The organism is Cedecea neteri, assembly GCF_000758305.1.
GTDB classification, from domain to species: Bacteria; Pseudomonadota; Gammaproteobacteria; order Enterobacterales; family Enterobacteriaceae; genus Cedecea; species Cedecea neteri_C.
Genome location: NZ_CP009458.1, coordinates 83,832 through 106,949, shown reverse-complemented (window position 1 = coordinate 106,949; position 23,118 = coordinate 83,832). Strand labels below are relative to the sequence as shown.

Genomic DNA, 23,118 nt, shown 5'->3' with positions numbered 1-23,118 from the left:
CAGCCGTCTAAAGAGAAATCCCGCTGAGTGCAAGGCGTACAAAATTCCTTCAGCACCAGCGGGATAGGCGGTCAATTAACGTTCGCGCAGCGCCTCGCGGGCGCGGTTGAACGGCTTAATCAGGTACTCAACGATGGTTTTCTGCCCGGTTTTAATGTCCACGGTCGCCACCATCCCCGGTGAGATGGAGAAATGGTGGCCGACTTTGTTCACCAGGTAGTCCTGGTTGGTGCGGATAAACACCCGGTAGTAGACGATTTCCGGCTTCACTTTGTCCTGAATGGTGTCCGGGGAGATGGTTTCCACGGTGCCTTCCAGCCCGCCATAAATGGCGTAATCGTAGGCGGTGATTTTCACCAGCGCGCGCTGGCCTGGATGAATAAAGGCAATGTCGCGCGGGGAGAGCCGCGCCTCAATCAGCAGGTGATCGTCCACCGGCACAATTTCCATCATTTCGCCGTTCGGCGGAATAACGCCGCCGATGGTGGTCACCTGGATGTTCTTCACGATGCCGCGCACCGGGGAGCGCACAGTCATGCGGGTGACCGAATCTTCACGGCCTTTGATGATGGCGTCCAGCATATCCACTTCGGCATTGGCCTTCGATAACGCCTCGCGCGCCTGCACGTAATACTGCGAGCGCAGGTCGGTAATTCTCAGGCCCAGGTCGCTTTTCTGCCGCTGCAGGCGCAGCACTTCTACGTGGCTCGCTGCGCCGCTTTTCACCAGCCGCTGGGTGATATCCAGCTCTTTATTGACCGACGTCAGCGCGTCCCGCAGCTCGGCTTCGGAGTCGTTCAGCTGCGCCCGGCGGGTTTTATACAGCCGGGTTTCGGAGGCGATCAGGTCCGGGAACGCTTTGAGTGAGTCCGGGAACTTCAGCGGCTGGTCGTTCACTTCCGCGTAAAGTCGCGCGCTGGAGGCCAGAGAAGCGCGGTAGCGAGCCGTGCTTTCCCCGACGTTGGACTCGGAGCGGGTCGGGTCGAGACGGGCGACGATTTGCCCGGCCTGCACTTTGTCGCCCTCGTGCACCAGCAGCTCGGTGACTATCCCGCCGTCCAGCGACTGCAAAATCTGCTCGCGGGAACTCGGCACCACTTTCCCGGTGCCGGTGGAGACTTCGTCCAGCGTGCCGAACCACGCCCAGACGCCGAACAGAGCAAACAGCAGCGTGATGAGCAGGATAATGCGGCTCGCCCCGGAGAATTCGCTTTCGCGCTGGATGTCCGGGTCATCCATGGTGACGTCATGCTGACTGGTTTTCATTGTTCCACTCCCGCGGTGGTGTCTGGGCGGCGGCCGGGGCCTGAGCCTGTGCCGGTCTTGCGGCGCCGAGCGCCTGCGCCTTCGGTGCATCCATTACCAACTGGCCGTCTTTCAGCACCAGCACGCGTTCAACCAGCTCGAGTACCGGCACGCGGTGGGTGGCGACGACCAGCGTGCGGTGGCCGAGCCACTGGTTCAGCCGCTGAATAAATTCCCGTTCGGTATGGTCGTCCAGCGAGGCGGTGGGCTCATCGAGCAACACGATGTTGGGCGAGCGCAGCAGCATTCGCGCCAGCAGGATCGACTGCCGCTGCCCGCCGGAAAGTCCGCTGCCGCCTTCCATGATCGGGTGATCCAGGCCTTTGGGCAGGTGCTTCACAAAGTTGCTCGCGCCGCTCACGTCCAGCGCCTCGAAGATAGCCTCGTCGCTGGCGTGCGGTGCACCGAGGGTGAGGTTTTCCCGCAGCGTGCCGTAAAACAGCCGCGCGTTCTGGCTCAGGAAGCCGATGTTGCGGCGCAGATCCGCCATGTCGATTTGCGACATCGCGAGATCGTCGAGCCGGGCTTCGCCGCTGGCGAGATCGACCCCGCCGGCAAGCGCCTGCAGCAGCGTGGATTTACCCGCACCGTTGCGTCCGAGCACGGCAATGCGCTCGCCGCGCTGGATCTCAAGGCGGGCAATACGCAGCGGAATGCGCGGATCTTCGCTGTGGTATTTGAACTGCGCGCTTTCAAACAGGTAGTGCCCGTGGAGGATGTCCTTGTGGATGAGGTTTTCATCGCGCTGGGTTTCCACCGGCAGCTGCATGATGCTGTCCAGCCCCTGTTTGGCAGCTTTGACCTGCTGCCAGCGGGCGAGCACGCCGCACAGGTTGGCCATCGGGGCAATCATCCTTGAGGCCAGCATCGAGGCGGCGACCATGGCCCCGGTGGTCATTTCACCTTCAATCACCAGCGGGGCGCCGAACAGCACCACCACCACAAATACCAGGCTCTGAATGGTGATCCCCCAGCTGATTAAGCCCTGGGTCAGTTCGCGGGTTTTCAGGCCGGACTCGGCGGTAATGCGGATGTAGCTGTTCCACTGCTGGAGGAAGCGGTTCTCCGCCTGCATCAGTTTGATGTCCTCCAGCCCCTGCACGCTTTCCACCAGCACGGCGTTGCGCAGAGTGGATTCGTGGGCGGCCTGGTTGGCCAGAGTGGCGAGCTTTTTCTGCAGCAGCAGGCCGGGCAGCACCATCACGATGGCGGCGACCGGGGCGATCCACGCTAGCTGCGGGGCGATGATCGCCAGCACCCCAACGAACAAGATAAAGAACGGCAGATCGACGATCGTGGAGATGGTCGAGGAGGTGATCATCTCGCGGATCTGCTCCAGCTCGCGCAGCTGAGAAATAAAGCTGCCGGTGGAGCGGGGCACGGCGCTGTTGCGCAGCCGCAGGGCGTGGCTGAACACTCGATCCGAAATGCGCATGTCGGCCCGCTTGCCCAGCACGTCCATGATGTTGCTGCGCGTGACCTTCAGGATGAAGCCGAACACCACGGCGATCAGTACCCCGGTCGCCAGCACGTACAGCGTCGGGTACGACTGGGCCGGGATCACCCGGTCGTACACCTGCATCGAGAACAGGATCCCGGCCAGCGACAGCACGTTCACCCAAAACGCCGCCAGCATTACCGGGCCGTACGGGCGAATATCCAGCATGATCAGCTCTTTCATCCAGTCCGGGCTGAAGCGTGAGATATAGGCGTCGACGCGGCTGTCTTTCAGCGCCGAAAGCGGGCGCAGGGCGGCCACAAAGCGGATCTCCGGCAGCAGCTTGCTGAGCGACTGGCGGTTGGTGTGGCGTTCTTCGTCGAAGTAGCAGATATCCACGGTGTCTTCGCCGTCAAACTGCTCGATCACCGCGATCTGGCCGTTGGCTAAGTCCACCACCACCGGCAGCCGCCACTGGGATATCGCTTTTTCGGTGTTGCCGAGCAGGTGGAAGGAAAGCCCGGCCTGGCGCGAAAGTTGGGTCAGCGCGGCGACTTTGGTTTTGTCCTTGAACCACGGGGCGTTGGCCTGAATGGTGCCGGGAGAGCAAACCACGCGGTAGTGTCCGGCGACGTGACTGATGGCGTGGGCCCATTGGGTCAGGGCCTGTTCGCTTAAAAACTCCCCGGCGGGAGAGGCTGTCTGGCTCATGGCTGAATCTCCAGGGACTGGATGTTGCGGTGTTCCAGACCAAATGCGGTGCGTAATTTGCCGGTGTTATACAGGCAGTTAAGCTGCAGTTGATGGAGCTGGCTCAGCGTTTGTTGTTGGGCGAAGCGCGCCTGGAAGACTTCCTGCTCGGCGTTGAGCACGTCCAGCAGCGGGCGGGAGCCCAGGTCGAGATACTGCTGTTGGTACAGTTCGCGGGTGCGGGCGCTCAGCTGTTCCTGGCGCTGCAGCACCTGGAGCGCGGTGGCGAGGCTAATGGCCTGGCTGCGGGATTCCAGCAGCTTCTGGCGCACGTCCAGGCGAACCCGGTCGATACCGGACTGTGCCGCTTCCAGTGCGTGGCTGGCAGCGTTGCGGCGCGCCGTCAGGCCACCGCCCTGGTAGATCGGCATTTCAACGCGGATATACGCCGAGTATTGCGTGCGGTTCAGCACTTCGCTGCCGGAGTAGTTTTTGTTCAGGTAGTGCTGGACGGACGGCTCCAGCGAGATGGTCGGCGTCATCTGTGAATTGGCGTAGTCCAGGTTGGCCTGGGCAACGTTAGCTTGCGCCCAGGCGGCGAGCACGGCAGGCACCAGGCGGTCGTCCGGTTTCGCCACGTTGCAGCTGTTATTCAGCTTCTGCGGGAAATCAGGGCTGATTTTGTTGAGGCTGGTCCAGCCGAGCTGGCTCATCAGCGTCGCCTGGGTGCTGTCGAGGTTCGATTCATACTGGATCAGCTGTGAGCGAGCCGATTCGATACGCGCGTCGGTTTGCACCACGTCGGACATCGAGGTTGCGCCCTGGTCGTTACGCTCCTGGGTCAGGCGGCCAATGGCGGTCAGCGCGTCCAGCTGCTCTTTGGCAATGTCGACCATTTGCTGCCAGAGCTGCACCTGTACCATGGCCGAGGCGGTGTCGTGCCCGACGGTATCAATGCTCACCAGCACGTTGGCCTGGGCCTGTGCTTCCCCGGCGGTTTCCGCGCGGACCTGGCTTGCCACTTTGCCGAAGTCGTAGAGCATCTGGGACAGAGAAAGCACCAACGACGGGCTGTAGCCGCTGTTGGTGTAGGTATTGGTGTAGCCGTTGTTCATCCCGGCGCTGATCTGCGGGTAGTACTTGGATTTGGCGACGTTGATCTGTTCGGACTGGCTGGACAGTTTGCCGATAGCTTCTCGAATACTGGGATGCCAGGTCACAGAGCGGTTGACCGCGTCGTTCAGCGTTAAGGTTCCAGGCGCAGGGGCATTGAGCGGGAGGGCAGTTGAGCCGTCGAGTGAGGGCAGCTCTTGTTGTTGAGCCAGACCCTGAGTCGTAATAGAAACGGGCGTGTCGTCGGCCGAGGCCTGGAGTGAAAACAGACCGCAAGCCAGCCATAACGCAACAGGCTGTAATTTTCCCATATTTTTTCCCTAATAAATGGCACTGCGTTTTTGTCTTATTCCCCGGGCGTCTGCGCGCCCGGGGATTTTTCGCTACAACTATCAGGCAACAATGTGGTTGTTCTGGATCAGCTCATCGAGTGTGGTGTGCACGTTCTCCAAAGTGACAAGAGTGGTTGAGTGGAATGTTCCGGCGGTGCCGTCACGGTCGATGGAGATGACCGTGTTGTTGCCGACGGTAGCCACGCTCAGGTAGTTGCCCAGCGTTGAGGTCTGCCCGTTCCAGCCGACCAGCAGGTCGTGGATGTTGATCTGGTCCCCCTGGGTGAGCGAGAAGTTCTTCCAGACGTCCGCCCCGTTGCCGCCCGTGCCGTCGTTCGCCCCGCCAGCAAGGACGTGGTACACCAGCGTATCGGCGTAGGCCGACGAGCCGTTGATGATGTCCCCATAGGCGGTACTGACGATCTGCGGGTTCATGTTGATGGTCAGCGTGGCGCTGTCCGAATGCCCGTTTTGATCGTTCAGGGTGTAGGTAAAGACCTCTTTATTGGTGATTGACCCAGGTGCCACTCCGGCATTCAGGGTATAGGTGTAGTTCCCCCCGATACCGATGGTCAGCGTGCCGTACTGGCCCTGAATAGTGACTACCGCGTCGCTGTTGGTGAGCGGGTTCAGGGTTCCCGTGCTGCCGTTAGCCCCAGTGATCGTCACCAGTGTATGGACGCTGCCAAGCTGGTCTGCCGCACCAGCGGAGTCGGTACCGTCGTACAGGTTGCCGTGGACGACGGTACTTTGCGCCGTGAAGCTGTCCAGCAGGTTCGAGGTCCCGGTAACCGTAGGCGTGACAGTAATGTTGCCCACGCTTAGCGGCCCCATGTTGCCAACATAGCTCAGCGTCCAGGTGCCCGAATGCAGGTCCGTGACCGGAATGGTGGCTATGCCGCCCAGCAGTACGCCACCACTAAAGGTACCGGTGTAGGTATGACCCTGCCCATCGCTCAGCGTCCAGGTCACTGACAGCCCACCCAACGCCAGGCCAGAAGCCACTTTGAACACCAGGGCGGCACCGCTCAGCACGGTGTTATCCGCAATGGTAAAGGTGCCGCTGCCATTGCCGTGGGTAGAGGCCAGTAGCGCAGTGGTCCAGGTCGCCGAACCGACGTTGGCACTCGCGTAAGCCGCAGTGTTTTGCGTCGACGTGATAGCCATAATCGAGCTGATGTCGTTCACGGCATCCACGGTGTGCGGCGTGGCGGTGATGTTCAGCGACGCGGTACCGGTATCACCGTTTGGCGCGGTGACGGTGTAAACGAAGCTGTCTGGCGTATTGATTCCGTCGGCCCCTACGCCGCTTTTCAGCGTATAGGTGTAGTTGCCGTGGGCATCGATAGTCAGTGTCCCGAACTTGCCGACGATAGTGGTAGTGCCGGTCGCCGAGACAGACACGCCGTTCACCGCCGTCAGCAGACTGCCTGCCGGGGCGATATCATCCTGCATCACGTTACCGGTGGTTGATGCCGTCAGGCTGTCGACCGCGTAGGTGTGATCCTGGAGGATATTCAGCGTGTAGCTGGTCAGCACCGAGACACCACTGGCGTTCATCAGCAGGAACAGGTAATCCCCCCCGCCGAGCGTCACGGTCAACTGGCCTGACGAACCGCCCAACAGCGGCGCCGTAAGCCAGGTTTTCTGCACCTGGAACTGCTCGTACTGCTGCGTCGCCACGTTGAACTTGTAGATGTACAGGTCGAAGGTGGAGAGCAGCGCCACCCCGCCAACGCTTGCCTGCAGCGTCATGGTGCGGGTCGATCCGTCCGCAACATCAAACAGGATCGGGTTGCTCATGTTAGCCAGCAGGTTGAGGTTAACCACGTTCCCCAGACCTACGCTCAGCACTGACAGCCCCGTTTGCTGCGAAGCCCCGTGGTCAACGGCGACAACATCGGTGCCAAAGGTCAGTGAACCGGTGTTATCCGTGGCGGTGACCGTGCTGGCCGGTGCCCCGTTGCCCAGGGAAACAATCAGCTGTGCGGAGTCGCTGATGCCGTTTTGAGTAATGGTGTAGGTGAAGTTCTCGGTGCGGCCCAGAACCGCCGCCGAGGTGTTGGTTAAGGTATAGGTGTAGCTGCCGTCCTGGTTGATATGCAGGGTGCCGTATTTGCCCTGGATATCCAGCCCGCCAGCGCCCACCGTATGTGAGACGCCCTGCCCGTCGGTAATCGCTGTCACCACGGTGCCGGTAGGGGCGTTATCGACTGCGCCGCCAGGACCTGGATCGGTAATCACGTTCCCGGTCGAGGTGGTGGTGCCGCTGACGACGCCAGGGCCGGTTTGTTCGACGGTCACCGCAAGGTTCGTCGTCGCACCGGTAGCGAGCAGGCTGGTGTTGTAGCCGAGCACGCGGTATTGCCCTTCACCCAGGCCATCAAGGTTCAGGGTGACGCCGGTTGCCCCCAGGGTCAGCAGGTTCAGGAACTGCGGCAGCGAAGAGTCTATGACTGTGGTCCACGAGTTGGTGGCCGAGTCATATTTCTGAATCGCGATTTCCAGCGTGTTCAGCAGGGACAGCACCACCCCGGTCGCGGCGGCATTAATGGTGACATGTCCCGTTGCCCCGCTGCCGATGGTGAAGCCGACCTGGGCGGTATTGCTGCCCAGCACCGAAGCCACACTCCCCAGCGCACCAATCAGCAGGCTGCCGTAGCCGCTGTAGTGCTCGGTGGTGATGTCCGCATTGCTGGTCAGTGCCAGATCGACCACGTTGCTGCTCGCAGAGAGCGGCAGGATCGGCGCGGTAATGGAGAGCGACGGCGAGACGTTACCCGCCGCATCGGCGGCAGATATCGACAGCGACTGTCCTTCAATCTGACGGGTCGGCAGGGTGATGCTGAACGCGCCGGAAGCATTCGCGGTGCCGGTGACGGTGATCCCGCCCGGCAACGTAATGGTCACGGTGCTGTTCGCTTCTGCGACGCCAGTGATCGTTGACCCGTCGGCGCTGATAACCCCGGTCGGGATCAGCGGTGGAATGGTATCGACAATCACCGAGGTTGGCAGAGATGCCCCGCCTGTGCCGTTGGCGTTGGTTGCCGTGGCGGTAAAGGCATGTACGCCATCACCCAGCGCACCGGTTGGGGTGAACGTCCAGACGCCGCTCGCGTTGGCGGTCACCGTCCCCAGCAGCGCACCGTTGTCGTAAATCTTGACGGTGGCGTTGGCTTCGGCAGTACCGTTGATCGTTGGGCGGGTGTCGTTGGTGCTCTGCCCGTTGCCCACCACGCCGGTTTTCGGCAGAACATCGTCCACGATGCTGGTGATCACCGGCAGCCCTGGCACACCGGTAAACGGTGCAGTGAAGCTGGCGGAAACACCGATGTTCCCGGCGGCATCCTGAGCAAAGGCCAGCAGCGGCTGGGCGCTGGTTTGCGCAGGAGTAAGAGTAATGCTGAAGTTCCCGTTACCGTCAGCCTGAGCCGTACCCAGAACGGTGCCCGTCGCCGAGGTAACGGTCACTTTGCTGTTGGCTTCCGCAACGCCAGTCACCACGGTACCGGTGGCGTTGACCGTCAGGCCCGTTGGTGCCAGCGGCGGGACGGTATCAACGATAATGCCAGCCGGAACGGACGGCACGCTAACGTTACCGGCCGCATCCGTTGCGGTGACGGTGAACGAGTGGTTGCCCTGAAGCAGCGGCAGCGTTGGTGTGAACGTCCAGACGCCGCTGCCGTTCGCCGTTGTGGTCCCCAGCAGTACGCCATTATCAAAGATATTGACCGTGGCGTTGGCTTCGGCGGTCCCGTTCAGGGTTGGGCGAGTGTCGTCCGTTGGCTGGTTGTTGCCTACCGGGCCTGTGATCGGGCCGACGTCATCTACCACAGAGGTTATCGCCGGTTGGTTAGGTGCCACGGTATCCACCACAATGGTGAAACCTGCCGTTGGGCTACTGACCACGCCCGCGGTATTGGTGGCGGTGATGGTGAAGGTATGCGAGCCGTTTGCCAGCACGGTCGGCGGGGTAAAGACCCAAACGCCAAGGGCGTTTGCCGTCACGGTGCCAATCAGGTTACCGCCATCGTAAATCTTGATGGTGCTGTTGGCATCTGCCGTCCCGTTCAGGGTTGGACGTGGATCGTTAGTAGCCTGGCCGCTGGTTAATGGCCCGACCGTGCCACCGGCGACGTCATCCACCACGGAGGTCAGCACTGGCGTATTCGATACGCCGCTGGCGATGGTCAGGGTAAAGCCAGCCGAAGGTACGCTGGTGTTGCCTGCCGCATCGGTCGCGGTGACGGTGAACACGTGCTGGCCGAGAGGCAGCGCGGTACCCGGCGTAAAGCTCCATACGCCCAGCGCGTTGGTGGTCACGGTGCCAATCAGGGTGCCATTATCGTAAATGCTAATGGTGGAGTTGGCTTCCGCTGTCCCACTGAGGGCTGGCTGAGTGTCGTCCGTTGTTTGTCCGCTTACCAATGGCCCCTGAACCGGACCAACGTCATCGAAGGCCTGAACCACAATCGGCTGAGTCGGCGCAATGGTATCAACCACCACGTTAAACGCTGTTGACGGCAGGCTGACGTTGCCTGCGGCGTCTGTCGCGGTCACGGTCAGCGCATGGCCGCCGTTAATCAACGGTGTGGATGGTCGGAAGGTCCAGGCTCCGCCCGCATCTGCCTGGACGGTGCCAAGCAGAACGCCGTTGTCGTACACGCTGACGGTGGCATTGCCCTCGGCGGTACCGGTCAGCACTGGACGGGTGTCGTCGGTGACCTGGCCGTTAGACAAGTTGCCGACGATTGGGCCGACGGCATCCGCCACGTTACTGATAACCGGCGCGTTTGGCGCAATGGTGTCAACGGTCAGTGAGAAGCCGTTAGACGGATTACTGACGTTGCCAGCGGCATCGGTCGCGGTCACGGTTAAGGTATGCGCACCGTTGCCGAGTGCGGCCACCGGGGTCAGCGTCCACGCGCCAGACCCATTGGCAATGGTGGTGCCGATCAGGTTGCCGTCGCTGTAAACCTTAATGGTGGCCCCGGCCTCCGCCGTTCCGCTCAGGGAAGGGCGGGTTTCGTTGGTGGCCTGGCCGTTGGTGATTGGCCCCAGCACCGGCGCGGTGTTGTCCAGCACGGTAACGATTACCGGTGGGTTCGGTGCGACAGAGTCAATGTTCACGCCAAACGAGGCCGCGTTACTGACGTTACCCGCGGCATCGGTCGCCGTGACGTTCAGGGTATGTACCCCCTGACCCAGCGGCGTTGTTGGAGTGAATGTCCAGTTGCCCAGGCCGTCCGCCTGGGTCGTACCCAGCACGTTGTTGCCGTCTTTCACCGTGATGATGGCGTTGGCTTCCGCCGTACCGGTCAGGGTTGGCTGAGTGTCTTTGGTCAACTGGCCATTAATCAGCGGCAAGCTGCTGCCAGGCAGCGTCTGGTCGTCGGTGACGGACAGAATAACCGGCACTATCGGTGGCACGGTATCCACCACCACGGTAAAGCCAGGGCTTGGGTTACTGACGTTGCCCGCCGCATCGGTCGCGGTGACGGTGATGTTGTGGTTGCCGTCCAGTAGCGGAACCGTTGGGGTGAATGTCCAGTTTCCGCCTACCGGTACCGTGACGGTGCCGATCACCACGTTGCCGTCTTTAAAGATTAGCGTGCTACCCGCCTCGGCGGTGCCGCTGAAGGTCGGCGTATTGTCGTTAGTCGGCTGCCCGGAAGTGACTGGCTGCGAGGTCACGTCGTTAATGACGGTGGAGATCACCGGCGAGGCTGGGGCGATGGTATCCACATTGACCACAAAGCCGGTGGAAGGCACGCTGACGTTACCGGCGGCGTCGGTTGCCGTCACGGTCAGGGTGTGCGACCCCTCACCGAGGTTAACCGTTGGCGTAAAGGTCCAGACGCCAAGGACGTTAGCAGTGGCGGTGCCGATAACCACGCCGTTATCGAGGATGTTCACCGTCGAACCGGCTTCTGCCGTACCGCTCAGGGTTGGTTTTGGATCGTTGGTGGCCTGGCCGTTGGTCAGCCCGCCGACGTTCGGCAGGACGGCATCCACCACGGTGAGGATCACCGGCTGCGCTGGCGGAATGGTGTCCACAACAATGTTGTACACCAGGGACGGGACGCTGGTTTCCAGGCCAACGGTCTGGGTGGCCGTGAAGGTATGCGGCCCCTGAATCAGCGGCGTTGTCACGGTCCATGTCCACTGGCCAGAGCCGTTGGCTGATACCGTAGCGACATTTATGCCATCAATGAAGATATGCACCATCGCGTTAGCCGCCGCTGTACCATTCAGCATTGGCTGAGTGTCATCGGTCGATTTACCGTTTCCTATGTTGCCGGTAATAGTCCCGACATCGTCCATCACGGTATCAATGGTTGGCGCGGCCGGGATACCCAGGTTGATGCCCGCGTTAAAGTCCGTGGCCGGGCTTTGGTTCCCGGCGGCATCCTGAGCGATAGCCGTGAGCGCTTCACCGTTATACTGCGGCGGCACCAGGGTGACGGTCCAGATCCCGGTCACAGGCAACGCCGTGCCGGTGCCCAGAATATGCCCGTCGCTATCTTTGATAATGACCGTGCTCCCCGGCTCCGCTGTCCCGGTAACCAGTGCCCCGGTGACGTCGGTAATCGGGTTCACCACTGGCGGTGCTGGTGGAACGGTATCGACGGTGATCACGATAGGCGTAGATGGCCCTACAGAGTTGCCTGCAGGATCGGTCGCTTTGATGGTAATGCTGTGCGGCCCATCGCCCAGCGTCGAGGTTGTGATACTCCAGGTGCCGTTGGCGCCTACCACCGCGCTGCCAAGCACGGTAGTGCCGTTAGTGTCGTACAGCGTGACAGTACTGCCGACGCTGCCGGTCCCGGTAAAGGTCGGCGTAGTGTCATCGGTCAGGCTGCCGTTTGTGAGCGGCGTCTGGATTGGCCCGACATTATCGATAATCTCGGTGACAACCGGCAGCGTCAGCGGGGTGGCGTCCACGGTCAATATGAAGGTTGAGGACGGCCCGCTGGCGTTACCGGCGGCATCCGTCTGAACTGCCGTCAGGTTGTAAACGCCATTAACCAGCGGAGTGGTTGGGGTGATTGCCCAGTTGCCGCTGCCGTCGACTGTCGCGGTCCCGATAACGGTGGTGCCGTTATACAGCGTGACTGTCTCACCCGTGACGCCTGTCCCGCGGAATACCGGAGAAACATCATCGGTGACTGAGCCGCTGCCCAGAGGGCCGGTGACGGCACCCACGCTATCATCGGCGGACTCTATAGTCGGTGCCGCTGGCGCGGTGGTATCGACGGTAATGGCGATCGAGACTGATGGTGGGCTGATGTTCCCCGCCGGGTCGGTCACCAGGACGGTAATGTTGTATGTCGCTTCACCCAATGGCGTCGATGGCGTAAAGCTCCAGGTGCCATCGGAGCGCACGGTTGTGCTGCCGATTAATACGTTCCCGTTGTTGTAAATATCGATGGTCGAACCCGCAACGCCGGTGCCGCTGAAGGTTGGCGTCGTGTCGTTGGTGCTGCCGCCAGGGGCAACGGGACCTACGACAGGTGGCACGTCATCGGTCACAATTGGAGCGGCAGGCTGAGCTGGAGGTGTCGCGTAAACGGACAGCGTGAAGCCAGAGGACGGCATCCCCGCGTTACCCGCTGCATCCGTGGCTACGGTCGTGAATACGTGTGTGCCGCTTAGCAGCGGCGCGTTCGGGGTGATGCTCCAGTTGCCGTTCGAATCGACGGTGGCTGTGCCAATCGGCGTTGTACCCCCGTCAACGTACAGTGTGATGATGGCCCCCACTTCGCCCTTACCGGAGATCACCGGCTCGGTACTTTGGGTGCTGCCGCCGTTTATCAGCGTGACTGGCGAACCGGAGACGTTGCCCAGCGCGCTGTCGATAGTCGGTGCCCCTGGTGGGGTAGTATCGATAACCACAATCTGCGTTGTGGCAGTGCTGGTGTTTCCGGCCGCATCCGTCACATAAACATTCAGGGTATGCGAGCCTTCGCTCAGCGGCTGAGTTGGCCTGAATGTCCACGCGCCAGTACCGTCTGCCGTGACGGTCCCGATAAGCGTAGCGCCATCGTATATCTGGACGACCGCATTAGCGCCCGCCGTCCCGTTAATAACAGGCTGAGGATCGTTGGTGGAGCCCCCCGGCTGCACCGGGCCAAGATCCGGGGAAACATTATCTATTATCTCGCCGATTGTCGGCGGCGTTGGCAGGACAGTGATCAGCTCAACGTTCCACGGCGTGGAGTGCGCGGTGACGTTGCCTGCGGCATCCGAAGCCGTGACCGTAAAGGAATGCGGCCCGTCCAGCAGCGGCGTGGTTGGCGTAAATGTCCAGGTCCCGTTGCCGTTCACGGTAGTGGTTCCCAGGACGTTCAGGCCGTCGTAAACCGTGATGGTGGAACCCGGTTCCCCGCTGCCGCTGAGGGTTGGCGTTGGGTCGTTGGTCGCGCCGTTGTTGCTGACCGGCCCCGTTACGGTACCCACATCGTCATACACCTGGGTAATCGTTGGTGCAGTCGGTGCGATGGAGTCAACGTTGATCGCAAAGGCGGCGCTTGGCTGGCTGACGTTACCTGCGGCATCGGTGGCGGTCACCGTCAGGCTATGCAGGCCCTGGCCGATAGAGGTGGTCGGCGTAAATGTCCATGCGCCGGTTCCGTCTGCGCTGACTGTGCCAATCAGCGTGCCGTTGTCGTAGATCTTCACGGTGGAGTTAGCCTCAGCCGTGCCGGAGATCGTCGGTTTGTCGTCGTTAGTCAGGTCGCCGTTGTTCAGGTTGCCGGTATGCTCAGGCACGTTGTCGACCACGGAACCAATGATCGGCATATTTGGCGGAGTGATATCCGGGGCGGTGACCGGGGCGTTCGGGCCAATATTCCCCGCGGCATCCGTGGCGTTCACTTCCAGAATCTGGCCGTTAGCCTGCGGTGTGGTCAGGGTGATGGTGAAGCTGCCGTCCGGCCCGGCTACGGCCTGGCCCAATGGATTCCCCAGTGCATCGGTGACTTTTACCGTGCTGCCCGCTTCTGCTTTACCGGTCAGGATGGTGCCATCTTCATTGACCAGCAGGTTGGTTGGCGCGACAGGCGGGGTATGATCCTGGGCAACCACGGTGGCAGGCAGACTGGTATTGGCGGCGGCGTCCGTCGCGGTGACCAGCAGCGTTTGACCGTTAAGCTGCGGCGGTACCAGCAGGATATCGAAATGTCCGCTTGGGTCGGCGGTGCCGACGCCAATGATGTTGCCGTTGCCGTCTTTGACGGTGACGGTGCTGCCAATTTCGGCGGTACCGGTTAACTGCAGGCCATCGGCGGAGACTGCCAGGTTGCCCGGCGCGTTAGGTGCCGTGTGGTCCGGGGCAGGAATGGTCGCCCCCAGCCCGGTGTTGCCTGCGGCGTCGGTGGCTTTAGCCGTCAGAAGCTGCCCATTAAGCTGAGGTGGGTTAAGCGTGACGGTGAAGCTGCCCGTCCCATCCGCCGTGGCGCTACCGAGCGTGTTACCGTTAGCGTCAGTAATGGTCACTTTGCTGTTGGCTTCGGCTGTGCCGCTGAGCGTTGTCCCGTCGTTGGAAACCGTCAGCGCGGTTGGCAGACCCGGAGGAATGGTATCCACCACTACGCCAAACGGTGTCGATGCACCACTGGTGCCGTTGTTATTCGTTGCGGTAAAGGTGAAGGAGTGTGGACCATCGAGCAGAGGCAGTAACGGCGTAAATGTCCAGTTACCGTTCGCGTCAGGCGTCGCGAATCCAATCACCAGGCCATTATCGTAGACAGTGATGCTGGTGGTACCCGCTTCAGCAGTCCCGGTTAGCGTTGGGCGACTGTCATCCGTGGCCTGGCCATTGGCTAGCGGGCCCTGGATCGGGCCGACATCGTCAGTCACGGAAACAAGAACCGGCACGGTCGGGAAGCCGGAGTTTGAGGCGCTAAATACGGTGTCCGGCCCGACGTTCCCTGCGGCATCCTGCACCTGAGCGGTTAATGTCCCGCCGTGGGTCTGAGCCGGAGAAAGCGTCAGCGTGAAGTGCCCGGTTTGGTCAATTTGCGCCGTGCCGAGCACCACGCCATTTGAACCGACAACTTTTACGGTATCGCCGGCTTCACCGGTTCCGGTCACGGTCGTCCCGTCCTGGCTCACGAGGTCAATGATGACGGGACCCGGCGGGATGGTATCGACGGTGAAGGTTGGGCCAACGGTGATCGTACTGACGTTGCCAGCCAGATCGGTCTGCTGCAGGGTGATCGTATGTGGACCATCAAGCAGAGAGACCGGCGGAGTAAAGGTCCAGTTACCGTCATTGCCCACGGTGACCTGACCGATTGGAATACCGTTATCAAAGATGGTTAACGTACTGCCCGCTTCACCAGTGCCGCTGAAAATCGGTTTGCTGTCATCGGTAATGCCGTTGTTGCCGATAGGGCCGGTGATAGAGCCGGTGGTATCAAGAATTTGATCGAGCACCGGCGGATTCACGACGGTATCCACAACCACGGTATAGGATGCGGAATTACCGCTGTCGCCGCGAATGTTAGAGGCGGTGGCGGTAAAGCTGTGCGGGCCGTCAAGTAAGTTGGAACCCGGAGTGAAGCTCCAGGTACCCCCGGGCAGAACGAGGGTGGTGCCGATCTCAACCCCATTATCAAAGATATGAATGGTTTCGCCAGCCACGCCGGTGCCCTGCAGCGTTGGGGTTTGGTCATTGGTTGGCTGGTTGTTTGGTACGGTACCTACGATGGGCGGTACGCTGTCAATAATGGCGGTGATCGTCGGTACCGTTGGCAGCGGGAAGAATGGCGCGGTTGCGTCTGCCGGCGGACTGACGTTGCCTGCGGCATCGGTGGCTGTCACCTGGAGATTGCTGCCATCAAGCTGTGGCGTGGTCAGGGTGATGCTGAACACCCCGGTCACAGGCGCGGCGGAGCCGGTACCAATCACGTTCCCGTTCGCATCTTTGATGGTGACGGTGCTGCCAGGCTCAGCAAGCCCCGTCACGGTATCGCCGTTAGCGCTGACTATCAGGCCGGTCGGTTCGGCTGGCGCGGAAGTATCCACGGTAACGGTGTAGCTGACCGAGGTTCCGCTGTCGCCCCTGACGTTAGAGGCCATCGCCGTGAAGGTGTATGAGTTATCAGCCAGAGGTGTTTGCGGCGTAAAGCTCCACGTCCCGTTGACGTCAACCTTGGCGGTGCCGATTTCAGTGCCGTTGGCGTAAACATGAATGGTGTCCCCGGCTTGCCCGGTGCCCTGCAGGGTTGGCGTTTTGTCGTTAGTCGACTGGCCGTTCCCCACGTTGCCGGTAACGGGCGCTACATCGTCGAGGACGCCGGTGATCACCGGCAGTACCGGCGGCTGCACGTCTGGTGCGGTTACGTTGGCTGGAGGGCTGTTGTTGCCTGCCGGATCGGTGACGACCACGCTCAGTGTTTCACCGTCTACCTGAGGCGTTGTCAGGGTGATAGTGATATTGCCGTTGTTATCGGCAGTCCCTGTCCCAACGACCACGCCGTTCGGATCTTTGATGGTTATTGTGCTGCCAGCTTCAGCATGACCAGTCACGACTTCCCCATCAGGGCTGACCGTCAGACCTGTTGCTGGCCCTGGCGGTACGGTGTCAATGGTGATGGTATAGGCTGGAGAAGTGGCACTTTCACCCCTTTCGTTTGTCGCGACAACGGTGAACGCATGCGAACCGTCAGCCAGAGGGCTGCCAGGGGTAAAGCTCCATGTTCCGCTAGCCCCTACAACCACGGTGCCAATCTGCACGCCGTTATCGTAGATATGAACGGTTGTCCCGGCCTGGCCGGTACCGTTCAGCGTTGGAGTATTGTCGTTGGTTGGTGAGTTATTGCCAATGTTACCGCCGGTCGGTGCGCCAGGGTGATCGTTAATCACGCCGGTGATAGTTGGCTCATCCGGCAACGGAATATTCGGGGCGACAACCGTGGCACCCGGCCCGGTATTACCGGAGGGATCGGTCGCAGTGGCAGTCAGCGTTTCCCCGCCTAACTGCGGTGAGGTCAGGGTAACCGTGAAACTACCATCGCTGCCTGCGGTGCCGGTGCCGAGAACATTACCGTTGGCATCTTTGATGGTTACCGTGCTGCCCGGTTCGGCATTACCGGTAATAGTTCTGCCGTCTGCAGATACTGCAAGGCCAGTCGGCGCTGCTGGTGGCGTAACGTCCGGTCTGCCGGGATTACCAGGGTTGGTTCCGCTGTCAGAGTGCCCGCCACCACCGCTTGAGGCGGCGGCAATGGCTCCGCCCGCAGCGACGGCCAGCCCACCCAGCACCCAAGGCCAGAGTGCGCCGCCTTCGGCATGTGCACCGGTAGCGGTCATGATCGCGTCAATATTGGCAATTTGCTCATAGTGAGCTGCGGTTTCTGGATCCTGAACCCACCAAAGCACGCCATCGTGGCCTTCAAGCACCAGCTGGTTGCCACCCTGATCGGCAAAGGCGTAATAGTTTTTGATGGTAATGGTTTCGCCGGAATGGAGTTTGATTACCAGGTCCTGGCCTGAACGCGTGTAGCTGGCGACCTCTTCACGTTCAATTTTTAGCTCGACAATTGAAGGACCTTTTAAGGTGATTTCAGAGGCTTCGACGTTATTTTTAACGCCGGTTAATTTAGAGATAATTGAAATTGAACGCATTGTTATCACTCCATTCGCGATGAACGTGGTGGTAGTCAATTGCCCGGCGTAATGTGTTGATTACCGAAAGCAAAATTTTTAAGTACAAGAGGCCCTTCGCGATGAATAGGCGAAAAAAGGCCTGTATCAATAAATTGATGACAGTGATTATTAATAAATAGGGCGTTTCCGGTGCGGAATCGAAATTAGTTAATTCTCAGGGTCATAGGCTCGTCGTTTATTAAATAGAGACTATTGATGATATAGACAGGAAAAAATGAAAGCGCAACTTAAGCCATATTTAACACTATGTAAGTGGTTCTAAAGTATCAGTGAGCGTAACGGACTCACCCAAACGGCTGAAGCCAGTTTCCTCGCTGCCGGTTGGCTACGACTATTCTTATCATGTTGAAAGATTTAAGATAAGTTTTAGCGAGGCTGTTGCATTATCCTGGTTGAATTGAGGTTTTAGGCATAATAATCCTTGTGTCTGAAAGGGGCATGATGCCTTTTTTGGTGGGGTATTCTGTTTTGTAAAGAAGAAAAACTTGGAAGAAATTATCTATTTTGTGAGGAGTATAAAGAGGGTTACTAATGCAGGAAATATTATATATCTATGAGTTTGTGATTTTTAGTGGAAAAGGTAATTGTGAAGAAAAATAGTATATATTATTTAGTGTCGCTTAACTAATTTAAATGTCCCAATATTTGACTGCGCAATAATAGCTGATAATTAAAAATGCGTGTAATTTTTTTATGCTGGCTCTTCAGGCGAAGAGCCAGCGGAGGGGAGAGGGCGAGAATCGCCTTAACGACCCGCGTTTTTCATGATGCGGGCTTTATCTACGGCCCATTCACGATCCTTCGCATCAGAACGCTTATCATGCTGCTTCTTACCTTTCGCTACGCCGATTTTCACTTTGCACCAGGCGTTTTTCCAGTAGAGGGACAGGGCGACGATGGTATAACCGTCGCGGCTGACGCTACCGAACAGGTTGTCCAGCTCGCGCTGGTTTAGCAGCAGCTTGCGGGTGCGGGTAGGATCGCAGACGACGTGGCTGGAGGCGACGGTCAGCGGCGTGAAGTTGGCGCCAAACAAATACGCTTCGCCATCTTTAAAGATGACGTAGCTGTCGCCGATGTTTGCCTTCCCGGCACGTAATGATTTTACTTCCCAGCCTTGCAGCGCGAGGCCCGCTTCAATCTCATCTTCGATAAAGTATTCGTGGCGGGCACGCTTGTTAAGCGCAATGGTGGCTGAGCCTGGTTTGTGTGCTTTTTTCTTAGTCATAGTGCTGCTCAGTATATGTAATCCAGGAGTTCAAAGACACCCCGCAGCCTGTGCGAGGAGGAAGCGCTTATCTTAGCATGAGCGGCAGAGAGTTTTTGTTTGCGCGGTGATAAATGTTATTATTTGTCCGATTTATGACTCCCAGGAATTGTTATGCCGCAGATTAGCCGTACTGCTTTGGTGCCCTACAGCGCCGAGCAGATGTACCAGTTAGTAAACGACGTGAATTCGTACCCGGAATTTTTACCTGGCTGCACCGGTAGCCGGGTGATTGACGCATCGGCGAATCAGATGACGGCGGCGGTCGACGTTTCAAAAGCTGGGATCAGCAAAACTTTTACCACCCGAAATATCCTGACCGACAATCAAAGCATCCTGATGCATCTGGTGGATGGCCCCTTCAAAAAGCTGATGGGCGGCTGGAAGTTCACGCCGCTCAGCGAAGATGCCTGCCGGATTGAGTTCCAGCTTGATTTCGAATTTACCAATAAGCTGATTGAGCTGGCCTTTGGCCGTATCTTTAAAGAGCTTGCCGGCAGCATGGTCCAGGCATTCACCACCCGCGCCAAAGAGGTTTACCGTGTCGCGTGAGATTCAGGTTGAGGTGGTGTACGCCCTGCCGCAAAAACAGTATCTACGCCAGGTGAAGCTTGAAGAAGGCAGTACGGTTGAGCAGGCGATTATCGCCTCTGGCCTGCTTGAGCTTCGTGACGATATCGATCTGGCGAAAAACAAAGTCGGGGTTTATAGCCGCCCGGTAAAGCTGGGGGATAAAGTGAATGACGGCGATCGGGTTGAGATTTACCGGCCGCTGATTGCTGACCCTAAAGAGCTGCGCCGCCAGCGTGCGGAACGTTCAGCCCAGAAATAATCCTGTGTGAAAGTGACAAAAAAAGGTGCCTCGGGCACCTTTTTTTATGCATCGAGCCAGCCTTATTCCCCTTTGGTCAGGGCCGGTTTGTTGTCGATGTTGGTCAGCACGCCGCTGCTGTTAAAGGTCAGGGTCAGCGTCTGCTGAGTCACGTTCTCGTGGCCCGGCTGCTGGCGGAAGACATAGAACCAGGTATTGGTGCCGAATGGATCGGACATCATTGGCGTCCCGAGGGTGTAGGCCACCTGCTGCTGGGTCATGCCAACGCGGAGTTTGGACACGTCATTGGGGGCCAGATAGTTACCCTGGTTGATGTCTGGGCGGTAAACCACTCGCTCCAGAGTGGAACAGCCTGCGGTCAACATCAGAAGAACCGCTGCGGCAGCAGTCAGCATTTTACAACGCATAGTGATTTGATTCCTTTTCGGGCCGGAGTAGTGCGTGGCTCATTCGTATTATGCCGATGATAATAGACCTTTAAGCAGTTTAAAACCTCAAGGCGCTCAACTCTGACAGTGGGAGCATAAAAAAGTTGGTTGAAAAGGTGACAGAAAGACGGATTCTCGAATGGGGTGGGCGTTTTTTGCACAATGCACGGTGCGAAACACACCGTGCATGATAAAGCCTCAGGCGGCCAGCAGCTCTTTGGCATTCGCCAGCGTGTTGCGGGTCACTTCACTGCCGCCGAGAAGACGGGCAAGCTCCTGCAGACGAGAACGTTTATCCAGGGGCTGCATATGGGTTTCGGTCATTTCACCGTCGGTTTCTTTGCTGACGAAGAAGTGATGGTGGCCACAGCCGGCAACCTGCGGTAAGTGGGTGACGCACATCACCTGGGTAGATTCGCCCAACTGACGTAACAGTTTGCCCACAACCGCGGCGGTCGGACCGCTGATCCCCACGTCGACTTCATCGAAGATCAGCGCCGGTGTTTCCATTTTACGGGCGGTTATTACCTGAATCGCCAGCGCGATGCGAGAAAGCTCACCGCCCGAGGCGACTTTTGCCAGAGGCTGAAGCGGCTGCCCAGGGTTAGTGCTGACGCGGAAATCAATGCGGTCAGCGCCTTCGGCGGTCAGGTGGTTTTCGTTAAAGTCGACGTCTATGGCGAGCTTGCCGTGTGGCATGGAGAGCGAGTGCATGCTTTCCGTAATCAACTGGCACAGTTCATTGGCATGTTTGACTCGGCTTTGGTGAAGCGCCATCGCCACGGCAAGCGCCTGCTGGTGATGCTGGGCAACGGCCTGCAGCAATTCTTCCAATGACCCGGTTTGCTCATCCAGTAACTGCTGTTCATCTAGCAACTTCTGGTGGAAAGCCGGTAGCTCTTCTGGCGTGATGTGGTGCTTACGTGCCAGAGAGATCTGGCGGGAGATACGCTGTTCCAGTTCGTACAGACGGTTTGGATCCAGATCCAACCGATCGCAGTAATGACGCAGTTCGTCGCTGGCTTCGGAGATCTGAATCGCGGCTTCTTCCAGCATATCCAGCACGCCAGAGAGCTTGTTATCCATGCCCACCAGTTCACCCATGAGGTGGCGCACGGTATACAGCTGACTTTGTAGATTGCTTTCTTCCCCGTCGGCCAGGACGTCCAGCGCCTGCTGGCTGGTGGAGAGCAGTTGGCCGCTGTTGGCAAGCCGCTTGTACTCTTCATCAATCAGTTCAAATTCACCGGCAACGGGAGAAAACTCATTCAGCTCTTTAAGCTGGTAGTGGAGCAGCTCGGCCCTGGCTGACCGCTCCTGGGCAAGCTGCTGATGCTGTGCCAGCGTACGGCAGCTTTGGTGCCATTCACGGTAGCGCTCTGCCATTTGCTGGGTCAGCGCCTGTTCACCGGCATAGCCGTCCAGCAGCGTTTTTTGATGCTCCGGCTTGAGCAGGAGCTGGTGGGCATGCTGCCCGTGAATCTGGATAAGCAACTGCCCGAGATCGCGCAGTTGGGAAAGGGGAACAGCCGTGCCGTTGATGAAACCGCGGGAGCGGCCATCGCTGCTGATGACGCGGCGCAGCAGGCATTCACTGCCGTCTTCCAGCTGATTTTCTTCCAGCCAGCGTAGCGCCGCCGGGGTATCTTTCAGGGAAAAGCGGGCGCAGAGATCCGCGCGATTTGCCCCAGAACGCACCATATCCGCTTCTGCGCGACCGCCCAGGCACAGGCCCAGCGCATCTATGGCAATAGATTTACCGGCACCGGTTTCCCCGGTGATGGCCGTCATCCCGTGATGAAAGTCTATTTCAAGTTCACGAACGATAGCGAAGTTACTGATGGTGAGTTGAGCGAGCATAGCCACCTTCCTGTATGAGCTCGTCATACTTCAAGCTGCAGGAGTGTTGGCTGCTTTCACTTACCCCAGTCACTTACTCAGGTAAGCATCCTGGGGATGCACTCTCTTGCCGCCTGCCTGCAACTCGAATTATTTAGAGCTCGATTGAGTTACTGTGTTTTCATACAGTATAAACTGGTTTTATATACAGTAAAGTGGCCAGGTGGTTTTTTAGAACAATTTTTTCGACCAGCCGAGTTTCGAGCTTAATGTGTTGAAATAGCTGTAGTCTTTCGGGTGAATCAGATTGAGGTGATAGTCGCAGCGGCGAATGAGCACGTCCTCACCTTCCTGTATAGGCAGTGCAATTTGGCTGTCACAGCTGATTTCAAGGTCGCTGCGCATGTGGGAAAAACGCAGGCGAATGGTGCTGCTGCTGTTGATCACCAGCGGGCGTGCAGACAGCGTGTGTGGAAACATCGGTACCAACGTGATGGCATCCAGCGAAGGCGTAAGAATCGGGCCTCCGGCTGAAAGCGAATAGGCGGTTGAGCCGGTCGGCGTAGAGATAATCAGTCCGTCAGAACGCTGTGAAAACGCAAAAATTTCGTCGATATACACTTCGAACTCAATCATGTGCGCGACTTTGCCTGGGTGAAGCACCACTTCGTTTATCGCCGTACTGAGGCGTGTGGGCGTATCGTGCTGGCAGACCTGTGCTTCGAGCAGGAAGCGGCGTTCGGTGATGTAATGCCCCTCAAGAACGTCCGCCAACTGCTGCTGGGCATTGTCCGGGTCAAGGTCGGTCAGGAAGCCAAGGTTACCGCGGTTGATGCCAATCACTTTGATGTCATAGCGGGCGAGCACCCGAGCGGCACCCAGCATATTGCCATCCCCGCCGACGACCACGGCTAAGTCAGCCTGCTGGCCTATCTCCGCCAGCGTGCCGGTTTTTACCTGTTTTAGGTTAAGCTCCTGGGCGATTTGCTGTTCCACCATCACTTCATAGCCTTTGGCGCACAGCCAGCGATAGAGCATTTCATGCGTGGTCAGAGCGGTGGGGTGACGCGGGTGCCCGACAATACCGATGCAGTTGAAATGTTTGTTCATTATCCTGGTGGTCCTTATTCGCAGACGTTCCTGCGACAATATGACAGGTTCCCTTGAAACCCTGAAACTGATCCCCATAATAAGCGAAG

Annotated in this window: 10 protein-coding genes; 2 read left to right on the top strand and 8 right to left on the bottom strand. The window is 58.8% G+C overall.

Going from position 1 to position 23,118, the window contains the following annotated elements; all coding sequences use genetic code 11:
• Window positions 1–75: 75 nt before the first annotated feature.
• The 5 genes from LH23_RS00485 to smpB all read right to left on the bottom strand — a co-directional run bounded on the left by LH23_RS00485 (window position 76) and on the right by smpB (window position 18,781).
• Entirely contained in the window at window positions 76–1,239 is a 1,164-nt protein-coding gene (locus LH23_RS00485; RefSeq protein WP_156107057.1) for an HlyD family type I secretion periplasmic adaptor subunit, read from the bottom strand.
• Between the two features lie 7 nt (window positions 1,240–1,246).
• Window positions 1,247–3,454: a type I secretion system permease/ATPase gene (locus LH23_RS00480; protein WP_039286912.1), complete on the bottom strand. Its 2,208-nt coding sequence runs from the start codon at window positions 3,452–3,454 to the stop codon at window positions 1,247–1,249.
• On the bottom strand, window positions 3,451–4,857 hold the full coding sequence (locus LH23_RS00475) for a TolC family outer membrane protein (RefSeq protein ID WP_039286909.1): 1,407 nt from the start codon (window positions 4,855–4,857) through the stop codon (window positions 3,451–3,453). Before LH23_RS00475 ends, LH23_RS00480 begins: the two co-directional genes overlap by 4 nt.
• Window positions 4,858–4,938: 81 nt before the next feature.
• Complete coding sequence (locus tag LH23_RS00470; RefSeq protein ID WP_039286906.1) at window positions 4,939–17,511, bottom strand: BapA/Bap/LapF family large adhesin; 12,573 nt, start codon at window positions 17,509–17,511, stop codon at window positions 4,939–4,941.
• 787 nt (window positions 17,512–18,298) lie between these two features.
• Window positions 18,299–18,781: an SsrA-binding protein SmpB gene (gene smpB / locus LH23_RS00465; protein WP_008458185.1), complete on the bottom strand. Its 483-nt coding sequence runs from the start codon at window positions 18,779–18,781 to the stop codon at window positions 18,299–18,301.
• Between the two features lie 153 nt (window positions 18,782–18,934).
• Between smpB and LH23_RS00460 the strand changes: the two genes are divergently transcribed.
• Entirely contained in the window at window positions 18,935–19,372 is a 438-nt protein-coding gene (locus LH23_RS00460; RefSeq protein ID WP_039286903.1) for a type II toxin-antitoxin system RatA family toxin, read from the top strand.
• Complete coding sequence (locus LH23_RS00455; protein ID WP_039286900.1) at window positions 19,362–19,652, top strand: RnfH family protein; 291 nt, start codon at window positions 19,362–19,364, stop codon at window positions 19,650–19,652. Before LH23_RS00460 ends, LH23_RS00455 begins: the two co-directional genes overlap by 11 nt.
• 62 nt (window positions 19,653–19,714) lie before the next feature.
• On the opposite strand, the gene bamE is transcribed toward LH23_RS00455, so the two are convergent.
• From bamE to nadK, 3 genes are all read right to left on the bottom strand, one after another.
• On the bottom strand, window positions 19,715–20,059 hold the full coding sequence (bamE, locus tag LH23_RS00450) for an outer membrane protein assembly factor BamE (protein WP_008458182.1): 345 nt from the start codon (window positions 20,057–20,059) through the stop codon (window positions 19,715–19,717).
• A gap of 219 nt (window positions 20,060–20,278) precedes the next feature.
• Entirely contained in the window at window positions 20,279–21,940 is a 1,662-nt protein-coding gene (gene recN / locus LH23_RS00445; RefSeq protein ID WP_039286897.1) for a DNA repair protein RecN, read from the bottom strand.
• Window positions 21,941–22,150: 210 nt separating this feature from the next.
• The gene (nadK, locus tag LH23_RS00440) at window positions 22,151–23,029 is read right to left on the bottom strand and encodes an NAD(+) kinase (protein ID WP_008458177.1); all 879 of its coding nucleotides are present in this window, start codon (window positions 23,027–23,029) and stop codon (window positions 22,151–22,153) included.
• Between the last annotated feature and the right edge of the window lie 89 nt (window positions 23,030–23,118).